The sequence below is a fragment of the Aeromonas bestiarum genome (assembly GCF_000819745.1).
GTDB lineage: Bacteria > Pseudomonadota > Gammaproteobacteria > Enterobacterales > Aeromonadaceae > Aeromonas > Aeromonas bestiarum.
In genome coordinates, this window is the sequence record NZ_CDDA01000023.1 from 27,833 (window position 1) to 48,876 (window position 21,044).

Here is a 21,044-nt window from a genome sequence, read left to right on the forward strand (position 1 = left end):
AAGGCCTCCATATGGAGGCCTTTTTGTTGGCTAATTCCCGCTGGAAGAAGGGATTAGTCCTCTGTTTTAAGAAAGTTGCGATAGAGCATATAGAGGTGGGCCGAGCTCCAGCTGAAATTGCTGGCCCCCTGCATGGCGCCTGTCTCCGGGTTGTAGTTCTCGCGGATGGGGCCGCTGCCCGCCAGCCCCTCGGCGTTGGCGAACAGCTTGTTGACCAGCGCCTGGGCATCGCTGCGATAGCCGTAGTTCTCCAGCCCCTTCACCCCGAAGTAGAACTGATCCAGCCAGACCCGGCCGCGCCAGTAGATGTCGGGGTCATAGGCCGGGTTGGTCAGGGCCGCCGTGCCGAGCGGCACCCTGGTGTTGAACTCCTGGCTGCTCAGCATCACCTCGCGCACCCGCGCCGCTTTCTCCTTGTCCGCTACCTCGGCCCAGAGCGGGCTCCAGCCTTCCGGGCCACGGCCACGGGCGGTCAGCAGCTTGCCGACGCAGCCGTTGGCGTCCGCCACATCCCCTTGATGGATCTGGCGGTCGTAATAGAAGCCTGAGGCCTCATCGAACAGACAGGTATTGATGTAACCGGCGAGCTGGGTAGCGCCCTCGCGGTAGCGGATCCCTTCGTCCGGTTTGCCGAGGAGATCTGCCATGTCCGCCAGGATTCGCTTCTCCTTGGCGAGGAAGGCGTTCAGCTCCACCGACTCCTGATCGATGGAGAAGCCGATGAGGCTGCCGTCATCTTCGTGGTTCTCGAAGAAGGCGACGTTCCAGTCCTGGCGCGCCTTGGCTAGATCCCCGCCATAAGTCTTGTCGGCGTAGCGCTGCAGCTGATCCTGCTCGATGAAGCCGAAGCGGGCGGCGTTGTCCATGCCGGACTCCCAGCCGGCGCCGTGCTGGGCGCCTATATCCATCTCGGCGTAGCCGCCGATGCTCAGCACCTGCTGATAGAGCGCCATGCCGGCGCAGCCGTACCAACCATCCCCCTCGGCGGTGCAGCTCGACAGATCCAGCCCGGCGGGCACGCCACTGGCGTACTGCACCTTGAAGGTGATATTGCCGAATTCGTCGTTGTGCTCGACGTGCTTGGTGGCGCCGTATTCGATGATGCCGTTGCGGTTGTTGTCCCGCGCCCTGTACCACCAGTCGTGATAGGCCTGGATCTTCGGATACATCTCGGCGATGAAGGCCTTGTCCTTGGTCGCGCCGTAGATCTCCCAGATGGCCCAGGCGGAGAGCGGTGGCTTGGTGTCCCGCTCGTTCCAGTTGCCACCATCGCCGCCGCGATCGGCGAGCTTGTTGTAGAAGACGGCGTCGATCACCATGCCGGCATCCTGCGGGCGCACCGGGTCATCGGCCTGGATCTGGTAGTCATACATGGCGCGCACGTTGTTCTTGGCCACCTCAGGATTGAAGTGGGCCATGGCGTAGGCGTGCTTCCAGCTGTCCCAGGCCCAGACGCCGTCGAACCAGCGGGCGGTGTTGGAGGGGGTGACCCCGTCGTGGAGGATGGCGCCGGCCGGTGAGCGCCAGTTGCCGTTGAGGGTCTCCATCGCCTTGACCGCGATGCGCCGCTCGGATTCCGGGATCCCCTGGTTGGAGAGGCCGCGCTCGAGATAGCCTTCCCAGCGGCGGATGGAGTCGTCGAAATAGCTGGCAGGCTTGGCCAGCAGGGCGTTGCGGCTCGGCTGGAAGCGGCTGGCGTCATCGCTGCTGTGAACGTAGCTCTGCAGGGTGTAGATATCCTCGCTCCCCTTGGCGGCCAGGGTGAGGCTGGCCTCGCTCCGGTAGCCGAGTGCCTTCTCGTCCAGGATGGTGCGGCTGGGCAGGGTGCGGTCGATGCGATAGCGGGCGCTGCCGCTCTGCATCATGTTCCAGGTGCTGCGCAGCTCGCCGAACTGGAACTCTATGCCTTGCTCGCTCCGGCTGATGGTGCGGGTCCAATCCGGGTACTGCTCGGCCACCGTCTTGTTGGCATCCCACTGCTGGAGCAGCTCACCCTGCCAGGTCAGGTTGAGGGTCAGCGGCGCGTCCTGATTGTTGATGAGGCGAGTGCGAACCAGGGCCGTGCGGGCATCGCCGTAGCGCAGTTCCAGCTCCAGGGTGAAGGGTGCGAACTCGAATCGCTGGATGAGCGCCCCCGGGATGGCGTAGATCTCGTGCTTGCTGGCGGCGGTGAGTGGATAGGAGCGGCCGCTCTCGTCGCTCAGGCTGAGCCGGTCCAGCTCGCTGGCGAAGAAGAGGCTGTACTCCTCCGAGATGACCATGGGGCCGGTGAAGCCACCCCACTCGCTGTCGCTGGCGGGCAGCAGGAAGCCGTGCCAGGCCCCCAGATCGAGCAGCGGGTTGTATTTGAGGTTGGAGTAGCTGTCGAAGTCTCGGAACTGGAGCGGGGTGCCGCTGCGATCGATCACGTTCTGGTACTGGCTCGCCAGGGTCGCACTGGGCGGAGTCGGGGCGCTGGAGTCATTGCCGTTGCAGGCGGTGAGGCCAAACAGGGCGACGCTCAGGGTGATGGAAAGTAAACTTTTACGAAACATGTCTCGCTCCAATTACGATTTTGTAGGTTAAATAAGGTGCTTTTTTAGCGTTTATTTTAGTGAAATCGTTTGCAAGAGACATTGTAGGGGAATGCTGCGGGCCATATTGGCGCTTCGTCACACTGTGGAGCGAGGGGGTGTGAGCCGGATCACCGGGTTACACGAGGTTACATTGCAGGGTGTTTTAGTAACTATTTACTTGACGTTGAGTGTCCATTGAGGGACAGGTACGCAGATATTGGTGGGGAGTCAGACCGAACTCCTGCTTGAAACGGGCGGCGAAGCGGCTGGGAGCGTCATAACCGCAGGCGAGGGCCACCTCCAGCGGAGTGAGGGCCTGTTGCAGCAGGGTGAGGGCGTGGCCCATGCGCACCTGGGCCAGCAGCTGACGAAAGCTGCGCCCCTCGGCGGCCAGCTTGCGCACCAGGGAGGCGCGGCTCATGGCGAAGTGGGGGGCTATGGTCTCCAGCCTGTGGTCGGCGCCGGGCTCCACCCCGAGGTAGCGGGCCAGCCGCTCCCCGAGCGTCATTGTGCTGGCGGGAAACAGCAGGTCGAGACCGCCGGCGGCCTGCAGCTCGGCATAGAAGCCGTGCAACAGCTGGGTCTGGGTGGCCTGGCTCAGCGTGCGGCTGGCCATGGAGCAGACCAGCTCGAAGCAGAACGCCAGCGCCGGACTTATCTCAAGGCGCGGTTCCCTGAGCCGGGTGCCCGGGGCGTCAGTCAGCCACTCGGTAGGGGGCGGGGCCAGCAGGGTCAGGGCATGGGAGCTGAACTTGCCCTGTTCGGGCTGGTTGACGAAGGTGAGCTGGTGGCCTGCCGGGATCAGCAGCCAGCTCCCCTTGTCAAACGACAGACGTCTATCCTGCCACCACAGCTGCTTGTGGCCCTGTTGTACCCAGATGATGGTCGGCGCATAGATGAGCACCCTGTGCAGCGGCTGCTGACGGATCCCGAGATAGTGATGCAGTTGCAGCAAGGGGGCGCTCATCCGGCGGGCTCCTAGGGGGTGACGAAGGTGGCGGTCAGGGTGGCCTTGCCCAGCGCCATGGCATTGAGCATGTAGCCTACCATGGCGGGCGGGGTATCTGCCTTGACCTCCAGGGGCTGGGGCAGGGCCCAGGCGGTGAACTGGTAGCGGTGCATGCCGTGACCGGCGGGCGGGCAGGGGCCGCCGTAGCCCTGGCTGCCAAAGTCGGTTCCGAGCTCAAGGCCCTGTTTGAGTTTGCCGGAGACGTTGCTGGCAAGTGAACTCTGGTTGGCCGGCAGGTTCACCACCAGCCAGTGCCACCAGCCGCTGCCGGTGGGGGCGTCGGGATCATAGGCGGTGATGGCAACGCTCTTGGTGCCGGCCGGCAGATCCTGCCAGCTCAGCTGGGGCGAGCGGTTCTCCCCCTTGCAGCCGAAGCCGTTGAAGCTGAACGCCTTGTCCATCAGCTGGCCTTCCTGAATGTCAGTGCTCTTCAAGGTCATGGCAGAGGCGGGCAGGGCCGCCAGGCACAGCAGGGAGAGCAGGGTGGAACGCAGGGGTAATTTCATTGTGGTGCTCCTCTATGGATGACGGGATCCCGCCGAGAGGATCCTGATGACGGGATCAGTCTAGCGAAGCGGGGCGATTCGGGTGCAACCAAAAGGCTCAATATCGGGTTGTCGGTGGCGGATTGTGAGCCGAACTGTATCTGGGCGGGAAAAGAGTGGGGCGGCGAGGTGAGACGGCAAAGGAGGGGGCCCGCTCGTGGTGCGGCGGCCATAAAAAAAACCGGCCTCCATGAGGCCGGTTTTGACATCTTGCTGGCAGCAGCGAGGCGGCTTAGCGCAGTATCATCTGCTCGCGGCCCGGGCCGACGGAGACCATGGGAACCGGCACACCCAGTAGGGCTTCGATGCGCAGCACGTAGTGCTGGGCAGCCTTGGGCAAGTCTTCAAACTTGCGGATGTGGGAGATGTCTTCGCTCCAGGCTTCCATGGACTCGTACACCGGCTTCAGACCGGCGGTCTGCGGCCAGATCGGGTTCTCGGTGTTGGCACCTTCGTAGGCGACGCAGATCTTCAGATCCGGCATGCCGGAGAGGCAGTCCAGCTTGGTCAGGGCGATTTCGTTGGCGGCCTGGATCTCAAGACCCTGCTTGGTGGCAACGGCGTCGAAGTAGCCGATGTCACGGGGACGGCCTGTGGTGGCACCGAACTCGTTGGCGAACTTGCGGAACTCTTCCTGGTTCTCCATGGCGGTGATCAGGGTGCCGGTACCAACAGAGGTACTGAACGCCTTGGCCACGGCAATCACGCGCTCGGGGCGCAGAGCCGGCAGGCCGCCACCGATACCGGCGTAAGCGCCGGAAACGTGGGAAGAGGTCACCCAGGGATATTCGCCATAGATGAGGTCACGGCCGGCGCCCAGCTGGGCTTCGAACAGCAGGGTGCCGTTCTGGGCCTGAATGGCCTTGAGCGGTTCGCTGACGTTGCAGACGGCGTCGATCCAGGGGGCGGACACTTCCAGCAGCCAGTCGGCCATTTCCTGGGCGGTCTGGCTGAACTCGAAGCTCGGGTAGAGGGCTTTGAGCTGCGGCAGTTTCCAGTCGAGGAAGAACTGGATGCGCTCGACCAGCACGTCCGGCTGTTTCAGCCAGCCGACCAGGATCGCTTTTTTCATGACCCGATCACCGTAAGCCGGGGCTATGCCCTGACGGGTGGAGCCATAGGCGCCATCACCCAGACGGACTTCTTCCAGGGTATCTTCCAGCGCATGGATCGGCAGGCAGAAGGTGGCGCGATCGGAGATGGCCAGTTTCGGGGTCACGCCGGCGGCTTTCACTTCAGCCAGCTCGCGGGTCAGCGGCTCCGGGCTGATAACCATGCCAGGGCCGAGGACAACCAGGCACTCCGGGTTGAATACGCCGCTCGGCAACTGGTGCAGCTTGAAGGTGCCCAGGTCGTTGACGACGGTGTGGCCGGCGTTGTTGCCGCCCTGAAAACGGATGCTGGCGGCGGATTGACCTGCCAGATAATCGACGATGCGGCCTTTGCCTTCATCACCCCAGTTAGCACCTACGACTACGATAGACGACATGACTCTTTCTCCTAAGACGTTAGGCGTCCATCCTAGGAGGCTGGGGCGGATTAGAAAAATTAATTATCTTTATAATTCCGATAAGAAAACCATATACTCGTGGTGAATTTACCGGCAAGACCCCCAGTGTTGCCGCGCTGGCCCGCGTCATGGGCGCAGATGTGGAAAAACAAGAGGACCCTCATGCTGGACATTCACTGGCTGCACACCTTCGTTACCCTGGCCCGCCTGCAGCACTTCGGCCAGACCGCCACCGAATTGCACATGACCCAGCCCAATGTCAGCCTGCATCTCAAGAACCTGGAGCAGGCCACCCGGGTCAAGCTGATTGAGCGCAGTCCGTTTCGGCTGACCCAGGCCGGTGAGCGACTGCTGCAAAGCGCCGAGCGCGCCATCAACGAGCTGCTGTTGTGCCAGTCCGATCTCAATGCCCTCAACCAGCTGAGCCAGGGCACGCTGGCCATCGCCGCCAGCGACATCATCTCCCGCCTGCTGCTGATCCAGCCATTCCAGCGCTTCAAGCAGGCCTTTCCCGGCATCGATCTCACACTATTCAACACCACCTCGGATCAGGCGGCCGAGCTGGTCAAGGCCGGCAAGGCGGATCTCGGCTTCGTGATGGCGCAAAAGCGCAGCGAACCGCTGTTCTACACAGAGTTGCAGCAGGTGACCTGGTGTGCACTGGGACACGGCTTGGCCCGCTGGCAGGCGCGGGCCAAGGCGGGTGAGAGCGATCCCCTCGACGAGCCGACCCTGATCCTGCTCGGCCACGACACCCGCACCCGCGCCCTGATAGACCCCTCGCTGCCCCTGCTCGGGCTGCCGACGTGCCGCATCATGGAGGTGGGCAGCGTGGATGCCCAGCTCGACTGGGCCGAGGCGGGCTTCGGGGTCGCCATAGTGCCGGACTTCTCGCTCCACCCGCGCCTCAAGCTCACCGCCCCCGTGGCCCGTCTGACCGACTTTCCCGGCACCAGCCTGGGGTATGTGGTGCGCCAGAATCAGGTGTTGTCGCGGGCCATCAAGCAGCTGCTGCACTGGGTGGAGGAGGAGATATTGCAGCCCGACGCCCGCCATCAAGCGGCGCCCAGGGCAGAAGGCTGATCAGGTCCGGCGGGACAAGCCGACGGGATGCGCCTTGTGCGGCCGGTTTCACGGCGGGCGTCTGACCGGGTTTGGCTGGGCCGGGAGGGAAGATAGCGATCGGCCACAGTGTTGCGGCCCGTGTGCGCATGAGTTGCTACAGAACAAGGTAAAAGGTGCAAGGCAACAGCTGCAATGCAAAAGAAGAGGCCACCCTGACAGGTGGCCTCTTTCGTTGGCGGTACGTGGGATTACTGGGCGGGCACGCTTGCCGAAGGGGTGACCGGCAGGGGCTGGTTCAGGCTGCCACTGGCGGCACTGGGCGCAGCCCCTTGCGTATCGGCGGGCGCCGAGCCGAGTGCGGCCGAGGCGGCTTGTGTGGCTGCCGCGGCCGAAGGTGGCTCCGCCGTCACGGCTTGCGTGGTCAATGCGGCCGAGGGGGCGTCCACAGTCACAGCTTGCGTGGTCTGGGCGGCCGAGACGGGTGCCACCGGCTGGGTTGCCATTGCACCCGAGGTTGCTGCCTGTGCTGCTGCGCCATCCCCGGTGGCCTGCGCCGCCGACTGGGCTGCCGTCGCCGCCGAGCCCTCTGACTCCTGGGGTGTCAGGGATTCGGGGAGCAGTGATGGCGGCGGCAGGACGGCATCCTCCATGCCCGGGTGGCGTGGCACCTCGGCCTCCGCCAGCATGGAGTCCAGAGTGAGGGGGGTCAGCGCCGGATGCAGACGGGTGAACTGCTTGAGCCGTGCGGTCAGCACGTCGCGCACTGTGCGCACCTGGGTGTCTGGCAGGCTGTCCAGCGCAACCAGTTCGGCGGTGACGGCAAAGGTGTTGACGCCGCTGGGCTGGCCCGGGTAGAGGTTGGCGCCGATGCGGCCGCGCTGGTAATAAGGGTGGTTCTTGAGCAAGCGATCGATCTGCTCCCCCTCGATGGGAATGATGCGCGCCTTGCAGCGACCGGTCAGATCCCCTATGCCCTGATTGGGGTGGCCCGCCACCATGAAGGCGGCGTCCAGGGTGCCGTCGCAGAGCCCCTCCAGCCGGTTGTTGATGGAGGAGGGAATGACGGGGGCGAAGCTGCTCTCCTGCCAGCCCATGGCATCGAGCAGGGCCTGGCTGGTGACGCGCTCTCCCGACCCCGGATTGCCCAGATCGACCCGCTTGCCTTCGATGTCGGCCAGGGTGTTGATGTTGCTGTTTGCACCGGCGAGCAGGGTCAGCGACTCCTGATGGAGTCGAAACAGGCTGCGCAGCCGGTCGTTGGGCGGCTGGCCCACGAAGGGGCCTGTGCCGTGGGCGGCGTGGTGCACCACATCCGACTGCACCAGCGCCAGCTGGATTTTCCCCTGGCCCAGCTCCTTCAGGTTGGCGAGGGAGCCCGAGGTGCTCTGCACGGCGCAGTGCAGCCGGTGGTTGGCGTTATCTTCGTTCAGCAGGCGGCAGATGGCCCCTCCCGCCGGATAGTAGACGCCGTTGAGCGCCCCCGTGCCTATGGTGAGATAGGCCGGCGTGGCGGCGTGCAGGGGCAGCACCAGGGCTGCAGCCAGCCAGGGCAGGGCGGTACGAGACAGGGTCGACAGGTGGTGCAGGGCGCTTGGCAACATAATGAACCGGATCAATGGCTGATAAAAAGGATGGGCCAAGCCCATCCCGTCTGACATCACGGCCTGCCGCTGTTTGGCGCAGAGCCGGGTTTGCATGGCATGTGCCATTCAAACCCGATCTCATCGCTTATGGCGGTGGCTGGTGCAGCTGACATTCAGCCGCAAAAATATACCCTATTGCCATCAGATGCGAGTCTGGATCGCTTTCCCCATCCGGGCCAGCGCCTCGGTCAGCCGTGCCCGGGTGCAACCGAAGTTGAGCCGCACGAACTGGCCATCGCCGAACTGGGCGCCGGGGGAGAGTCCCACCCCCGCCTGCTCGAAGAAGGCGATGGGATCCTCGAGACCGAGCGCACTGACGTCGATCCAGGCGAGGTAGGTGGCCTGATGGCGCGCCAGCTTGATACCGGGCCAGCGGGCGACCGCCTGCTCGATCAGCGTCAGGTTGGCGGCCAGGTAGTCGAGCTGTTCGCTGAGCCAGGGGTCGCCTCCCTCATAGGCCGCCTCGGCCGCCACGAAGCCCAGCAGGTTGACGTCGGCGCTGATGCCGCGCATCGCCTGTTGCAGCTTGAGGCGCAGGCGGGCGTTGGGCACCACGGCGAAGGCGCAGCACAGACCCGCGATATTGAAGGTCTTGCTCGGAGCCATCATGACGGCGCAGCGCTCGGCCGCGTCCGGGCTGATGGCGCCATAGGGTATGTGGCGGGCATCTTTGTCCAGCAGCAGGTCGCAATGGATCTCGTCCGAGCAGACAACCAGATTGTGGCGCTCGGCGATGGCGTCTATGGCTTCCAGCTCCTCGCGGGTGAACACTGTACCGCCCGGGTTGTGCGGGTTGCACAGCAGCAGCAGATCCGCCGCCGGGGCCTGACGCTCAAGCTCCTCCAGATCCAGCACCCAGCGACCGGCCTCTTCCACCATGGGCACTGTGAGCAGGGGGCGATCGTTGAATCCGGGTGCCTGCAGGAAGGGGTAGTAGACCGGTTTGGGGGTGATGATGCCGCGGCCGTGCTGGCTCCAGGCCTTGCAGGCCAGGTTTAAGCCGGGTACCACGCCGGGCAGGAAGACGAGCCACTCGGGCTGGATGGTCCAGCCGTAGCGGCTGGCCAGGCGCGCCATGATCAGTTCGATCAGCCGGGCAGAGGGGCGCGAGTAACCGAAGATGCCGTGGGCGACCCGCTGGGTGAGGGCCTCGATGACGGCGGGCGGCGAGACAAAGTCGGTGTCGGCTACCCACATGGGCAGCACGTCCTGTTCCTTGTACTTGTCCCATTTCAGACTCATGGTATCGCGACGATCTATTTCCCGGTCAAAATCAAACATGTGAAATCCTTATGCTGGGCAGTGGGCTTTCAATGTACGGGGTCGGGCGCGGGGTCGCAAGCCTTGAGGTGACTCTTGATAATGACATAAAATAAGCGACGCTATTTCATGCACTTGCCGAATTTTGGCCAGTTTTCTTCCCCCCAATCAGTGGTAATCCTATGAGCTTGTTGACCGCCGCTCTGAAGAGGTCGGATCCCGTCTCCCTCTCTTTTTTGGCCGTGACCTTTATGACCGGGGTGGCGGTGGCGCTCCAGGTGCCTACCTTGAGCCTGTTTCTGGCCGAAGAGGTGCAGGTGCGCCCCTTGCTGGTCGGACTGTTTTACACGGTCAACGCCGTGATCGGCATCCTCATCAGCCAGTGGCTCGGCCACCGCTCCGACAGCAAGGGGGATCGCAAGCGGCTGATCCTGCGCTGCTGCTTCGCGGGGGTGGTGCTCTCCCTGCTGTTCGCCTGGAATCGCAACTACTGGCTGCTGGTGAGCCTGGGGGTGCTGCTGGCCAGCCTGGCCGCCACAGCCAGTCCCCAGTTGTTTGCTCTGGCGCGGGAATATGCCGACAGCCGCAACAAGCGGGCGGACATGTTCAGCTCCGTGCTGCGGGCCCAGTTTTCCCTGGCCTGGGTCATAGGCCCCCCCATCGCCTTCGCGCTGGCCATCGGCTATGGCTTCGAGGTGATGTATCTCGCCTCCGCCCTGGCCTACCTCATCTGTGCCTTCGTGGTGTGGCGCTGGCTGCCCTCCCTGCCGCTGCCCACGCCAAACAGCGAGGTGGAACGGGTCAGCAGCTGGAAGGACCCCTCGGTGCGGGCGCTGTTCATCGCCTCCACCCTGATGTGGACCTGCAACAGCATGTACCTCATCAACATGCCGCTCTACATCACCCGCGAGCTGGGGCTGGAGGAGAAGCTGGCCGGTGTGCTGATGGGCACGGCGGCAGCCCTCGAGATCCCCTTCATGCTGCTGGCGGGCTACTACACCCAGCGCTTCGGCAAGCGTCCCATGATGCTGGTGGCCGTGCTGGCCGGGGTGGGTTTCTACGTGGGGCTGGTCACTCTGTCGAGCCAGTCTGCGCTCATCGCGCTGCAACTGCTCAACGCCATCTTCATCGGCATAGTCGCCGGGATCGGCATGTCCTACTTCCAGGATCTGATGCCGGGGCGCGCCGGGGTGGCGACTACCCTGTTTGCCAACAGCATACGCACCGGCTCCATCATGGCGGGGGCCATCGCGGGGACTGTGGCCGAGATCTGGAGTTTTCACGGGGTCTTCATGGTGGCGACTGCGCTGGCGCTGGCGGCACTGGGCGCCTGCTGGCGGGTGCCCAATGTGTGAGGCGGGTCTGTGGCCGGTTGGCTATGGGTGACGCAGGCTGCCTGACGGCTGGGGCTTACTTGTCGTTGTCGTTCTGATATTCGTTGCGCAGGCAGCGCAGCAGCAGCTCGGTGGCCGGCCCCAGCGAATCCGCTGACGGGGTCAGCAGATAGGTGTAGAGATGGCGTTCGTTGCCGCTTGCCAGATCCAGCGGCACCAGGACGCCGTTGGCCAGCTCCTCCTGCACCAGGTGGCGGGGCAGCCAGGCATAGCCGAGGCCGAGTTTGAGCATGGCGATCACTTCGTGGTAGTGGGTCGCCTTCCAGCCGGTGTCGTCCGCGTCGTTCCAGTCAACCGAGCGGTGAATGGGGGGATGCAGGCTTATCTGGTTGTGGCTGGCAAGCTCGTCGGTGGAGACGGCGCCGGCCAGGGCGGCGAGGGGATGGTCGGCCGAGCAGAGCGGCAGCAGGCACACCTCGTCCAGCGGCAGGCCGGTGCGATCCTGGGGCAGGTGCTCGGAGAGCATCAGATCCCCCACTTGCAAGGCGTTGAAGTGGCAGTGAATGCGTTCGTGCAGATTGACGCGGCAGCCCCGGCTGCGGGGATAGAAGTGGGCCAGCGCCCGATAGAGTCGCTCCCGTGGCTGCAGCACGGAAACATAGAGGTTGATCTGCGGCTCCCACTGCCGCTCCAGGTTGTTGGCCAGGTTTTCCAGCTCTTCCACCTGCTGGCTGAGCTGACGCGCCCGCTTGAGGAAGATCTCCCCGGCCGGTGTCAATACCGCCTTGCGCCCCCTCACTTCCAGCAGAGGCACCCCCAGACTCTGCTGCAGCTTGGCCACCGCATGATTGAGAGAGGATTGGCTCTTGTTCAGCGCCTCGGCGGCCTGGGCATAACCGCCACAGTCCACCACGGCCTGAAAGATCCGCCATTGCTCAAACGTGCTCTTGGGACGAAACATATCTCAACCTGATCAGGGATCGTATGTGGTAAGGGGCTGCAACGGGGTGCCGGCGGCACCCTATTGAATTTAACCCCATGCGGCGCAGGGTTCCGGTTATTTTGTTGATTTATTTGGGCTGGGCCACAAAGGTCTGGCCGGTTTTGCCACGGCTGTCGGCCCCCATCAGATAGAGATAGAGCGGCATGAGATCGGCCGGCGTCTTGAGCTGCTGGGGATCTTCCGCCGGGAAGGCGCTGGCGCGCATCTTGGTGCGGGTACCGCCCGGGTTGAGAGTGTTGACCCGTACCGCCGTGTTTTCCAGCTCGTCGGCCAGCACCTCCATCATGCCCTCGATGGCGAACTTGGAGATGGCGTAGGTGCCCCAGTAGGCGCGGCCCTTGCGGCCCACGCTGGAGGAGGTGTAGACGATGGAGGCCTCACCGTGCTCCTTGGCGGTCTGGCGGATCAGCGGCAGCAGCGCCTGGGTCAGCAGGAATTCAGATTTGACGTTGACCTGCATCACCTCGTCCCACTCCTGCTCCTGAATGTGTTCGAAGGGGGAGAGGGTGCCGAGCAGGCCGGCGTTGAACAGCACGCCATCGAGGCGGCCAAACTGCTGGGCGAAGGTCTCGGCCATGCCGCGGTAGTGGGCGGCTGTCGCCCCTTTCAGGTCCACCGGTACTATGGCGGGCAGGGGATAACCGGCGGCCTCGATCTGGTCATAAACCGCCTCGAGTTTGGCGCTGGTGCGGCCGAGCAGTATCACGGTGGCGCCGTGGGCGGCATAGGTGATAGCGGCTTCGCGGCCTATGCCGTCACCGGCACCTGTGACCAGAATGACCTTGTGCTTGAGCAGATCCCGGGGGGCCTGATAATCGAGCATGACAACTCCTGTTAACAAGTTCGTGGCAGATGCGCGCGGCAATAGAGGGGCAAGTGTACTGACCCCGCACGGCATTTGACCAGTATGAGACGGCAAAAATGTGAAGAAAATAGAGGGGTTGTGATTGCAGAGTGTGTTTTTTGAGCCACAGTCGCAGAGTTTTTGCGCGAGCCCGGCAAACTCCCTAGAATGTGAAAAACTCGAACACTGAGCGGAGCATCAAGTGGCATTTTTGACCGAATATGGCCTGTTCCTGGCCAAGACCCTCACCTTACTGCTGGCCATAGCCGCCGTCATCCTGATGGTGATCAGCAGCCGTCAGCCGAAATCCCGCAAGGGTGAGCTGGTGGTGACCGATCTCTCCAGCGAACTGGAGCAGGGGCGTCACCAGTTGCAGGCGGCGCTGGCCGGCAAGACCGAGCGCAAGCAGCTGGAGAAGGCGCGCAAGGCCGAACACAAGGCCCGCGCCAAGACCGAAGACGAGCGCAGCCGGCTGTTTGTGCTCGATTTCAACGGCAGCATCGATGCCAAAGAGGTGGCTTCCCTGCGGGAAGAGGTGAGCGCCGTGATAGGCGTCGCCCAGTCCGGTGACGAGGTGTTGCTGCGGCTAGAATCCGGCGGCGGCGTGGTCCATGGCTATGGCCTGGCCGCATCCCAGCTGCAGCGGCTGCGCGACAAGGGCATCAAGCTCACCGTGGCCATCGACAAGGTGGCGGCGAGCGGCGGTTACATGATGGCCTGCGTGGCAGATCAGATCCTGGCTGCACCCTTTGCCATCGTCGGCTCCATCGGCGTGATAGCCCAGTTGCCGAACTTCAACAAGCTGTTGAAAAAGCACGACATCGAGTTCGAGATGCACACAGCAGGCCAGTACAAGCGCACCATCACCATGTTTGGTGAGAACGACGATCTGGGGCGGGAGAAGTTTCGCGAGGAGCTGGGCGCCATCCATGAGCGGTTCAAGGCGTTCGTGGCCGAGCACAGGCCCCACCTCGACATAGACAGCGTCACCACGGGAGAGCACTGGCTGGCGAGTCAGGCCAAGGGGCTGGGGCTGGTGGATACCCTCTGCACCAGCGACGACTACCTGCTGGCCCAGGCCAGCCATCACAAGGTGGTCGGCATCAGCTATCGCAAGCCAAAGAGCCTGACCCAGAAACTGGGCCAGCAGGCCGCCCTGGCGCTGGAGTCGAGCCTGGGCCGGCTGTGGCAGCAGAGCCCCTGGCGCTGAGAACCTGTTCCGATCTTACTGCGAGGTCGTGATCAAGGCTCATGTGCTGCTCGCTTGTTTGTAGCCAAGAGTGCTCACGTATGTTTATACGCTCCGGTTCCTGCGCTACTCTTCACCTTGCTGGCGACCTCTCGCGACAGTTCGAAAACAGGTTCTAGGAAGCCGTTCAAAGGGCAATAAAAAGCCGGGCACTTGCCCGGCTTTTGCTATTCAGCGACTCAGCGCTGGAACGGGTAGACGGAGCCAAGTTTCAGGATCTGGGTCAGTTCGTCCAGCGCACTGCGGGACTCCTGCACCAGCGCCGGGTCGCGCAGATCGTCCAGCGCCAGGCTGTCGCGGTAGTGGCGCTCCACCCAGTTGTCGAGGCGGGCAAACTGGCTGTCGTTGATGAGGCAGGCCGGGTTGACCGCCGCCAGCTCCTGATCGTTCATGGCGACCCGCAGCCGCAGGCAGGCGGGGCCGCCGCCGTTGCGCATGCTCTGCTTCACGTCCATGTAGTGCACTCCCTTGATCGGGGTGCCCAGGGTCACCAGCTTGGCCAGATAGGCCGATACGGCAGGGTTGTCGCGACACTCTGTGGGGGCGATGATCGCCATCTCGCCGGAGGGCAGGGTCAGGATCTGGGTATTGAACAGATAGGATTTCACCGCATCCTGTACCGACACCTCGGCAGTCGGCACCTCGATGAAGTGCAGCTCCCCGTCACCGAACTTGGTGCGCACCTCGGCCAGTGCCGACGCCGTGTTGAGGAAGGCCTGCTGGTGGAAGAAGAGCACGTTCTGGTTGCCTACCGCTATCACGTCGTTGTGGAACACCCCCTGATCGATCACCTCCGGATTCTGCTGGATGAAGACGGCGCTCTCTTCGCTCAAACCGTGCAGACGGGCGATGGCCTGGCTCGCCTCCAGGGTCTGGCGGGCCGGGTAGCGTTTGGGGGCGGGCTGGGAGACATCAAAGGCGCTGCGGCCATAGACGAACAGCTCGACCCCGGACTCGCCATAGGCACGGCACAGCCGGGTGTGGTTGGCGGCGCCCTCGTCACCGAAGTGGTCGTTCTCCGGCAGGTGCTGGTGGTGATAGAAGTGGCGATCGTTGTTGAACACGGCGCGCAGTATGCGGCCGGTCACCTCGGGTTCGAGGGAGCGGTGGAACTTGTTGGTCAGGTTGGCGGGGGTGAAGTGAATGCGGCCATCCTGGGTATCGGCACTCGGGGATACGGTGGCGGCGTTGGCGGTCCACATGCTGGAGGCCGAATAACAGGCGGCCAGCACGGCGGGCGCCTGTTTCGCGGCCTGGGCCAGCACGCTTGCATCATTGCCGGTGAAGCCGAGGCGGCGCAGGGTGGCGAGATCCGGCCGCTCCTGCGGTGCCAGCACCCCCTGGGTCATGCCAAGCTCGGTCAGCGCCTTCATCTTGCGCAGCCCCTGCTTGGCCGCCTCCTTCGGATTGGACGCCTCCTTGGCGTTGCTCTGGGAGGCGACGTTGCCATAGGACAAGCCGGCATAGTTGTGGGTCGGGCCGACCAGGCCGTCGAAGTTGACCTCGAAGTGCTTCATTGCGTACATCCTTTCGATTTTTATATGGGTAGCGGTTCCTTCCGCGCACAAAGCTGCGGGATGCAGCCATTATAAGGAGATTTTGTCTTTTGTAACAAGCTGATAACTAAAGTGGTTTGTTATGTTACAAGAGCGGTTGGTTATGTCGTTTCAAATATAAAAAGGGGGTGGATATAGCATAAAAATAAAAAAGCGGTTGCTTCCCGCGGCTCGGCTTCGCATTAATAAATAAAGAGGTCAGCTGGTTCGGGCGGGTGAGCTAATTTGCTCACAAGATTGCTTTTTCGCGTCAAATCTCTTATACAGCCCCACAAAACCGCACACCAACCCCGTCGGGTGCAATGAGGATAATAGTTACAGCATGGGCAAATCACTGGTCATAGTGGAGTCTCCGGCCAAGGCCAAGACCATCAACAAATATTTGGGCAAGGACTACGTGGTGAAATCCAGCGTCGGTCATGTTCGCGATCTGCCCACCAGTGGCAGCGCCAGCAACGAGCCCAAAAAACCTGTCATTCGCGGCATCAAGCTGAGCGAATCAGAGAAGGCTGCCAAGGATCGCAATGCCCTGTTCTCACGGATGGGGATCAATCCGACCGCAGGCTGGCAGGCCAACTACCAGATTTTGCCCGGCAAAGAGAAAGTGGTCAGTGAGTTGCAAAGTCTGGCCGCCAAGGCTGACACCATCTATCTCGCAACCGACTTGGATAGAGAGGGAGAGGCGATCGCCTGGCACTTGCGCGAGATCATCGGTGGTGACGACAGCCGCTACAAGCGGGTGGTGTTCAACGAGATCACCAAGACCGCGATTCAGGAGGCGTTTGCCCAGCCATCCGAGCTGAACATCCACCGCGTCAATGCCCAGCAGGCTCGTCGTTTCCTCGACCGGGTAGTGGGCTACATGGTCTCCCCCCTGCTGTGGAAGAAGCTGGCTCGCGGTCTCTCCGCCGGCCGGGTGCAGTCCGTCGCTGTGCGTCTCATCGTCGATAAAGAGCGTGAGATCAAGGCGTTCGTGCCGGTGGAGTTCTGGGATCTCAACGCCGACCTGCTGACCGGTGACAAGGCCGACCTGCGTATGGAAGTGGTCAGCCGCAACGGCGCCGACTTCAAGCCGGTCACCCAGGCCGAGACCTTTGCCGCCGTGGCCGCCCTGGAAGGGGTCGACTACAAGGTGGTGAACCGGGAAGACAAGCCGACCGGCTCCAAGCCGTCCGCCCCCTTCATTACCTCCACCCTGCAACAGGCGGCATCGACCCGTCTGAGCTTCGGGGTGAAGAAGACCATGATGATGGCCCAGCGTCTGTATGAAGCGGGCTACATCACCTACATGCGTACCGACTCCACCAACCTCAGCAAAGAGGCGGTCGAGGCGCTGCGGGAATATATCGGCGAGCAGTATGGCGCCGCCTATCTGCCGAGTGAACCGAATCTCTACGGCTCCAAGGCCGGCGCCCAGGAGGCTCATGAGGCGATCCGTCCCTCCAGCGTACTGGTCACGGCCGAGATGCTGGAAGGCATGGAGCCGGACGCCATGCGGCTCTATGACCTGATCTGGCGTCAATTCGTCGCCTGCCAGATGACCCCGGCCCAGTACGACTCCTCCACCCTGACCGTCAAGGCCGGTGAGTTCGAGTTGAAGGCCCGTGGTCGCACCCTGCGCTTCGCCGGTTGGACCAAGGCGCTGCCACCCATGGGTCGCAAGGGCGACGACAGCCAGCTGCCGGCGGTGACGGTGGGCGAGATCCTCAAACTGGTCAAGCTGGATCCCCGTCAGCACTTCACCAAGCCGCCTGCGCGTTTCACCGAAGCGGCCCTGGTGCGCGAGCTGGAAAAACGCGGCATTGGCCGTCCTTCCACCTACGCCTCCATCATCTCCACTATCGTGGATCGCGGTTATGTGCGGGTCGAGAGCCGCCGTTTCTTCGCCGAGAAGATGGGTGAAATCGTCACCGACCGTCTGGTCGAGAACTTCGTCGAGCTGATGAACTACGAGTTCACCGCCAAGATGGAAGACAAGCTCGATGGCATAGCCGAAGGCAGCCTGGAGTGGAAGAAGGTGCTGGATGCCTTCTACGAAGAATTTACCCAGGAGCTGGCAAAAGCGGATCGGGACGCGGAAGAGGGGGGCATGCGTGCCAACCAGATGGTGCTGACCGACATCGACTGCCCGGATTGCGGCCGCAAGATGGGCATTCGTACCGCCACCACAGGCGTCTTCCTCGGCTGTTCAGGTTACGCCCTGCCGCCGAAAGAGCGCTGCAAGAAGACCATCAACCTGGTCTCCGCCGACGAATTCGTCTCCGCCACCGACGGTGACGAGGCCGAAACCGAGGCGCTGCGCGCCAAGCACCGCTGCGGCGTCTGCGGCACCGCCATGGACGCCTACATCATTGACGACAGCCGCAAGCTGCACGTCTGTGGTCGCAACCCGGATTGCGACGGTTACGAGATAGAGAAGGGCCAGTTCAAGCTCAAGGGCTACGAAGGGCCGAGCATAGAGTGCGATCGCTGCGGATCCGAAATGCAGCTCAAGAACGGCCGTTTCGGCAAGTACATGGGTTGTACCAGCGAGACTTGCAAGAACACCCGCAAGATCCTGAAAAACGGCGACATAGCGCCGCCGAAGGAAGATCCTGTACCGCTGCCCGAGCTCAAGTGCACCCAGTCCGATGCGCATTTCGTGCTGCGTGACGGGGCGGCCGGCCTGTTCCTGGCCGCCAGCAACTTCCCGAAATCCCGCGAGACCCGTGCGCCCCTGGTGGAAGAGCTCAAGCGCTTCAAGGATCGCCTCTCGCCCAAGCACCAGTACCTGGCCGACGCCCCGGCGTCAGATCCTGACGGTAACGCCTCCATCGTTCGCTTCAGTCGCAAGACCAAGGAGCAGTACGTGATGACGGAGGTCAACGGCAAGGCAACGGGCTGGACGGCGCACTACGACAACGGCAAATGGCAGGAGAGCCTGGCCAAGTCGAAGAAGGCCTGATGGCGCGCAGTTCACACTATGATGAAAGAGGCCCCTTGCTGGGGCCTTTTTGTTGGGAGATGGCGGTATACTGAAACCGCTGCAAGGATGGCAGCGCTGTACACGGAGGTTGTGATGGAGATTAACGAGATCCGGCCGGGAATGACCTGTCTGACCCGGGAAGGGACTGCCTATGTGCTGGAGGTGGACAGGCAGAGTCTGCTGGTGTTGCTGCAACGGGAGTATGAAACCATACCTGTGCAGGTGCGCAGCGACGAGATCCTGGCTCCTCTCACGCTGTGATGTACCAGGGGGCAAGAGGCCATGGCCGCTCTTTGGCTCAACAGAACGTCATGAGAAGCCGTGACACCCTGGTTTAAAAGGGAATGAGGAATAGCAGCTCGGCCAGGTCGGGCTGCCATTGCCACTCCCGCATCTTTACCCGCCCGCCTACCACAGGCACACCCTCCTGCTGCAATCGCCCCGTTTGTTCCGTGAAGCCTGTCGACCCTTTTGGCAGTGAAATGGTGCCGCCTGCGCCCAGCACGCGATGCCAGGGCAGCACCTTGTCCGTTTCCCGCAGCACCTTGCCCACCAGCCGGGCCCGACCGGGCAGTCCAGCCAGATCCGCCACCTGACCATAGCTGACCACCTTGCCGGCCGGGATCAGGGCGAGGATCGCCTCGATGCGGGCGACCTTGTTCAGGGTGACAGGGGCTGGCTCCATTTTCATGGGTCATGACTCTCCAGAAACGACAGAAGCGCCATTGTGGCGCTTCTGTGATGGGGGTGGCAACCGCTTCAACCAAAGGTCTGACTGAGCCCCTTGAGCTGTTTGGTGCGCTCCAGCAGCTCCTGACTCGAGTCGTCGACCTCCTGCATCTTCTGGCTGTTGGCGTGGGAGTACTGGGAGATCTGGTTGATGCTGCGGCTGATCTCCTCCACCACCGCCTGCTGTTGCTCGGCGGCGGCGGCGATCTGGGTGGAGTGTTCCGTGACCAGCTCTATCTCTTCCAGCACAGAGTGCAGGCTGCTGGCGCCCTGGCGGGTCATCTCGGCGCATTCGCGGGTCTGTTGCAGGTTCTCCTGCATCATCCCCTTCCAGCGGCCCAGGGTGTGCTGGATCTGCTGTATGCTGCCCTGGATCTGCTCGGTCGCCTTGTGGGTGCGGGTCGACAGGGTGCGCACCTCGTCGGCCACCACCGCAAAGCCGCGGCCCTGCTCACCGGCCCGCGCCGCCTCGATGGCGGCGTTGAGGGCCAGCAGGTTGGTCTGATCGGCTATGCCCTGGATCTCGCCCATCACGCTGCCGATACGCTCCGACTCGCTGGCCAGCGCCACCGCCGAGTTGAACGCCAGCTCCGCCTGTCTGGCGAGCTGCTCGATGCGCTGCTCGGTCTGGCTCAGCTGTTGGTTGGTGTGTTCGCAGCGGCTGCGGGCCTCGTTGACCTGACCGTTGGAGTCCTGGATGTTGTGGGCTATCTCGTGGGCCGTGCTGGCCATCTGGGTCATGGCGGCAGCCATCTGCTGGGTTTGGGCATCCTGCTCGTTGATGTCGAGGCAGGCCTGATGGGACGCCTGTTTCAGCTTGGTGGCCAGGGTCTGCAGCGGCTGGGTCGCATCGTTGACCCGGCCCAGCACGGTACGGATGCGGGCCTGCAGCATCTTGATGTGAAAGTCGGCGATGGCGCCGGGGCCGTCGCCCGAGTAGACCAGCCGGGTCAGGCTGTCGTATTCGCGGCCGAGCTGCTGCAGATAGAGCGGCAGTGCAAAGAGCTCGCGCCAGCAAGCGCCACCTATGAGCAGCAGGGGCAGCAGCATCAGCAGGGCTGTCATGGGGCCCTGACTGCTGAAGGCCCAGCCCAACAGGCCGAGCAACAGCAGGCCCAGCACAGGCAGGCGCACGCGGGCTAGGGAGGGGAGGCTGCTGGCCGAGCCGCGCTCCGCCTTGAGCAGGGCCTGATAGGTCTGGCTGGCGACTCGCTTGAGCTGGGGTTCCGGTTTGCAGCGCACTGACTGGTAACCGCTGACTCTGCCCCCCTCGTAGATGGGGGTCACATAGGCATCGACCCAGTAGTAGCGGCCATCCTTGCAGCGGTTCTTCACCATGCCGCGCCAGGGTTTGCCCTCCTTGAGGCGGGCCCAGAGATCGGCGAAGGCGGCCTTGGGCATGTCGGGGTGGCGCACCAGGTTGTGGTTGTGGCCGACCAGTTCTTCAACGGGGTAGCCGGCGATGCGACAGAAGGCGGGGTTGGCGTAGGTGATCACCCCGCGCAGGTCCGTGGTGGAAACCAGTTGTTCGTCGGCAGGAAACTCCACTTCGCTGTCCAGGGTATGGACGTCTCTGCGAGTCATAGGGATAGGCTCCGATGTTCTTGTTGATAGTTTTATCGTTGTTATTGTGGCAGATCCGGGCGTGGTTGCAGGTGCCTGTCAGGGTGCGCCAAGTCGGCTTCATAGGGGGCTGAATTTTGCCAACAATGGCGGATGAATGGTAGGGGAAAGTTGGTTTTTTGTTGGTGGATGGTAAAAAAAGGCGACCGAAAGG

16 protein-coding genes are annotated in these 21,044 nt (G+C 62.9%); 5 read left to right on the forward strand and 11 right to left on the reverse strand.

Annotated elements, in window-relative coordinates:
* Positions 1-53 precede the first annotated feature (53 nt).
* From ygjK to BN1118_RS12275, 4 genes are all read right to left on the reverse strand, one after another.
* On the reverse strand, positions 54-2,534 hold the full coding sequence (ygjK, locus tag BN1118_RS12260; protein ID WP_043556329.1) for an alpha-glucosidase: 2,481 nt from the start codon (positions 2,532-2,534) through the stop codon (positions 54-56).
* 184 nt (positions 2,535-2,718) lie between these two features.
* Positions 2,719-3,522, reverse strand: coding sequence for a helix-turn-helix transcriptional regulator (locus BN1118_RS12265; RefSeq protein WP_043556330.1), 804 nt, complete (start codon positions 3,520-3,522; stop codon positions 2,719-2,721).
* 11 nt (positions 3,523-3,533) lie between these two features.
* Positions 3,534-4,070 (reverse strand): YbhB/YbcL family Raf kinase inhibitor-like protein, encoded by a 537-nt coding sequence (locus BN1118_RS12270; protein ID WP_043556331.1) that lies wholly within the window; start codon positions 4,068-4,070, stop codon positions 3,534-3,536.
* 271 nt (positions 4,071-4,341) lie between these two features.
* A complete protein-coding gene (locus BN1118_RS12275) occupies positions 4,342-5,598 on the reverse strand; it encodes an adenylosuccinate synthetase (protein ID WP_042867442.1) in 1,257 nt (418 codons plus the stop codon).
* A gap of 183 nt (positions 5,599-5,781) precedes the next feature.
* On the opposite strand from BN1118_RS12275, the gene BN1118_RS12280 reads away from it, so the two are divergent.
* On the forward strand, positions 5,782-6,702 hold the full coding sequence (locus BN1118_RS12280; RefSeq protein WP_043556333.1) for a LysR family transcriptional regulator: 921 nt from the start codon (positions 5,782-5,784) through the stop codon (positions 6,700-6,702).
* Positions 6,703-6,932: 230 nt separating this feature from the next.
* Here BN1118_RS12280 and BN1118_RS12285 read toward each other — a convergent pair whose 3' ends face one another.
* Positions 6,933-8,285, reverse strand: coding sequence for a TAXI family TRAP transporter solute-binding subunit (locus tag BN1118_RS12285; RefSeq protein ID WP_244463606.1), 1,353 nt, complete (start codon positions 8,283-8,285; stop codon positions 6,933-6,935).
* Between the two features lie 183 nt (positions 8,286-8,468).
* Positions 8,469-9,608 (reverse strand): MalY/PatB family protein, encoded by a 1,140-nt coding sequence (locus tag BN1118_RS12290; protein WP_043556334.1) that lies wholly within the window; start codon positions 9,606-9,608, stop codon positions 8,469-8,471.
* Positions 9,609-9,769: 161 nt separating this feature from the next.
* Between BN1118_RS12290 and BN1118_RS12295 the strand changes: the two genes are divergently transcribed.
* Positions 9,770-10,942, forward strand: coding sequence for an MFS transporter (locus BN1118_RS12295; protein ID WP_043135556.1), 1,173 nt, complete (start codon positions 9,770-9,772; stop codon positions 10,940-10,942).
* A 55-nt stretch (positions 10,943-10,997) separates the two neighbouring features.
* Here BN1118_RS12295 and BN1118_RS12300 read toward each other — a convergent pair whose 3' ends face one another.
* Together BN1118_RS12300 and BN1118_RS12305 are read right to left on the reverse strand one after the other, a co-directional pair.
* Positions 10,998-11,882, reverse strand: coding sequence for a LysR family transcriptional regulator (locus BN1118_RS12300; protein ID WP_043556337.1), 885 nt, complete (start codon positions 11,880-11,882; stop codon positions 10,998-11,000).
* Between the two features lie 109 nt (positions 11,883-11,991).
* Positions 11,992-12,747: a YciK family oxidoreductase gene (locus BN1118_RS12305; protein ID WP_043135552.1), complete on the reverse strand. Its 756-nt coding sequence runs from the start codon at positions 12,745-12,747 to the stop codon at positions 11,992-11,994.
* A gap of 223 nt (positions 12,748-12,970) precedes the next feature.
* Between BN1118_RS12305 and sohB the strand changes: the two genes are divergently transcribed.
* A complete protein-coding gene (gene sohB, locus BN1118_RS12310; protein WP_043556339.1) occupies positions 12,971-13,978 on the forward strand; it encodes a protease SohB in 1,008 nt (335 codons plus the stop codon).
* Between the two features lie 218 nt (positions 13,979-14,196).
* On the opposite strand, the gene astB is transcribed toward sohB, so the two are convergent.
* Complete coding sequence (astB, locus tag BN1118_RS12315) at positions 14,197-15,534, reverse strand: N-succinylarginine dihydrolase (protein ID WP_043556341.1); 1,338 nt, start codon at positions 15,532-15,534, stop codon at positions 14,197-14,199.
* 361 nt (positions 15,535-15,895) lie between these two features.
* Here astB and topA point away from each other — a divergent pair, with 361 nt between their 5' ends.
* Together topA and BN1118_RS22040 are read left to right on the forward strand one after the other, a co-directional pair.
* Positions 15,896-18,517 carry a type I DNA topoisomerase gene (gene topA, locus BN1118_RS12320; protein WP_043556342.1) on the forward strand — a complete coding sequence of 874 codons (2,622 nt, stop codon included), beginning with the start codon at positions 15,896-15,898 and terminating at the stop codon, positions 18,515-18,517.
* 114 nt (positions 18,518-18,631) lie between these two features.
* On the forward strand, positions 18,632-18,799 hold the full coding sequence (locus BN1118_RS22040) for a hypothetical protein (protein WP_005312189.1): 168 nt from the start codon (positions 18,632-18,634) through the stop codon (positions 18,797-18,799).
* A gap of 73 nt (positions 18,800-18,872) precedes the next feature.
* Here BN1118_RS22040 and BN1118_RS12325 read toward each other — a convergent pair whose 3' ends face one another.
* Both BN1118_RS12325 and BN1118_RS12330 read right to left on the reverse strand, forming a co-directional pair.
* Positions 18,873-19,229, reverse strand: coding sequence for an MGMT family protein (locus tag BN1118_RS12325; protein ID WP_043556343.1), 357 nt, complete (start codon positions 19,227-19,229; stop codon positions 18,873-18,875).
* Positions 19,230-19,297: 68 nt separating this feature from the next.
* Positions 19,298-20,851, reverse strand: a complete 1,554-nt coding sequence (locus BN1118_RS12330; RefSeq protein WP_043556344.1) for a methyl-accepting chemotaxis protein — start codon at positions 20,849-20,851, stop codon at positions 19,298-19,300.
* Positions 20,852-21,044: the final 193 nt, after the last annotated feature.

Coding starts and splice junctions, on each gene's coding strand:
- BN1118_RS12295 (WP_043135556.1), top strand. CDS start 9,770: ATGAGCTTGTTGACCGCCGCTCTGAAGAGGTCGGATCCCGTCTCCCTC.
- BN1118_RS12325 (WP_043556343.1), bottom strand. CDS start 19,229: ATGAAAATGGAGCCAGCCCCTGTCACCCTGAACAAGGTCGCCCGCATC.
- BN1118_RS12270 (WP_043556331.1), bottom strand. CDS start 4,070: ATGAAATTACCCCTGCGTTCCACCCTGCTCTCCCTGCTGTGCCTGGCG.
- BN1118_RS12305 (WP_043135552.1), bottom strand. CDS start 12,747: ATGCTCGATTATCAGGCCCCCCGGGATCTGCTCAAGCACAAGGTCATT.
- BN1118_RS12285 (WP_244463606.1), bottom strand. CDS start 8,285: ATGTTGCCAAGCGCCCTGCACCACCTGTCGACCCTGTCTCGTACCGCC.
- BN1118_RS12330 (WP_043556344.1), bottom strand. CDS start 20,851: ATGACTCGCAGAGACGTCCATACCCTGGACAGCGAAGTGGAGTTTCCT.
- astB (WP_043556341.1), bottom strand. CDS start 15,534: ATGAAGCACTTCGAGGTCAACTTCGACGGCCTGGTCGGCCCGACCCAC.
- BN1118_RS12280 (WP_043556333.1), top strand. CDS start 5,782: ATGCTGGACATTCACTGGCTGCACACCTTCGTTACCCTGGCCCGCCTG.
- BN1118_RS12300 (WP_043556337.1), bottom strand. CDS start 11,882: ATGTTTCGTCCCAAGAGCACGTTTGAGCAATGGCGGATCTTTCAGGCC.
- BN1118_RS12290 (WP_043556334.1), bottom strand. CDS start 9,608: ATGTTTGATTTTGACCGGGAAATAGATCGTCGCGATACCATGAGTCTG.
- BN1118_RS22040 (WP_005312189.1), top strand. CDS start 18,632: ATGGAGATTAACGAGATCCGGCCGGGAATGACCTGTCTGACCCGGGAA.
- BN1118_RS12275 (WP_042867442.1), bottom strand. CDS start 5,598: ATGTCGTCTATCGTAGTCGTAGGTGCTAACTGGGGTGATGAAGGCAAA.
- BN1118_RS12265 (WP_043556330.1), bottom strand. CDS start 3,522: ATGAGCGCCCCCTTGCTGCAACTGCATCACTATCTCGGGATCCGTCAG.
- topA (WP_043556342.1), top strand. CDS start 15,896: ATGGGCAAATCACTGGTCATAGTGGAGTCTCCGGCCAAGGCCAAGACC.
- ygjK (WP_043556329.1), bottom strand. CDS start 2,534: ATGTTTCGTAAAAGTTTACTTTCCATCACCCTGAGCGTCGCCCTGTTT.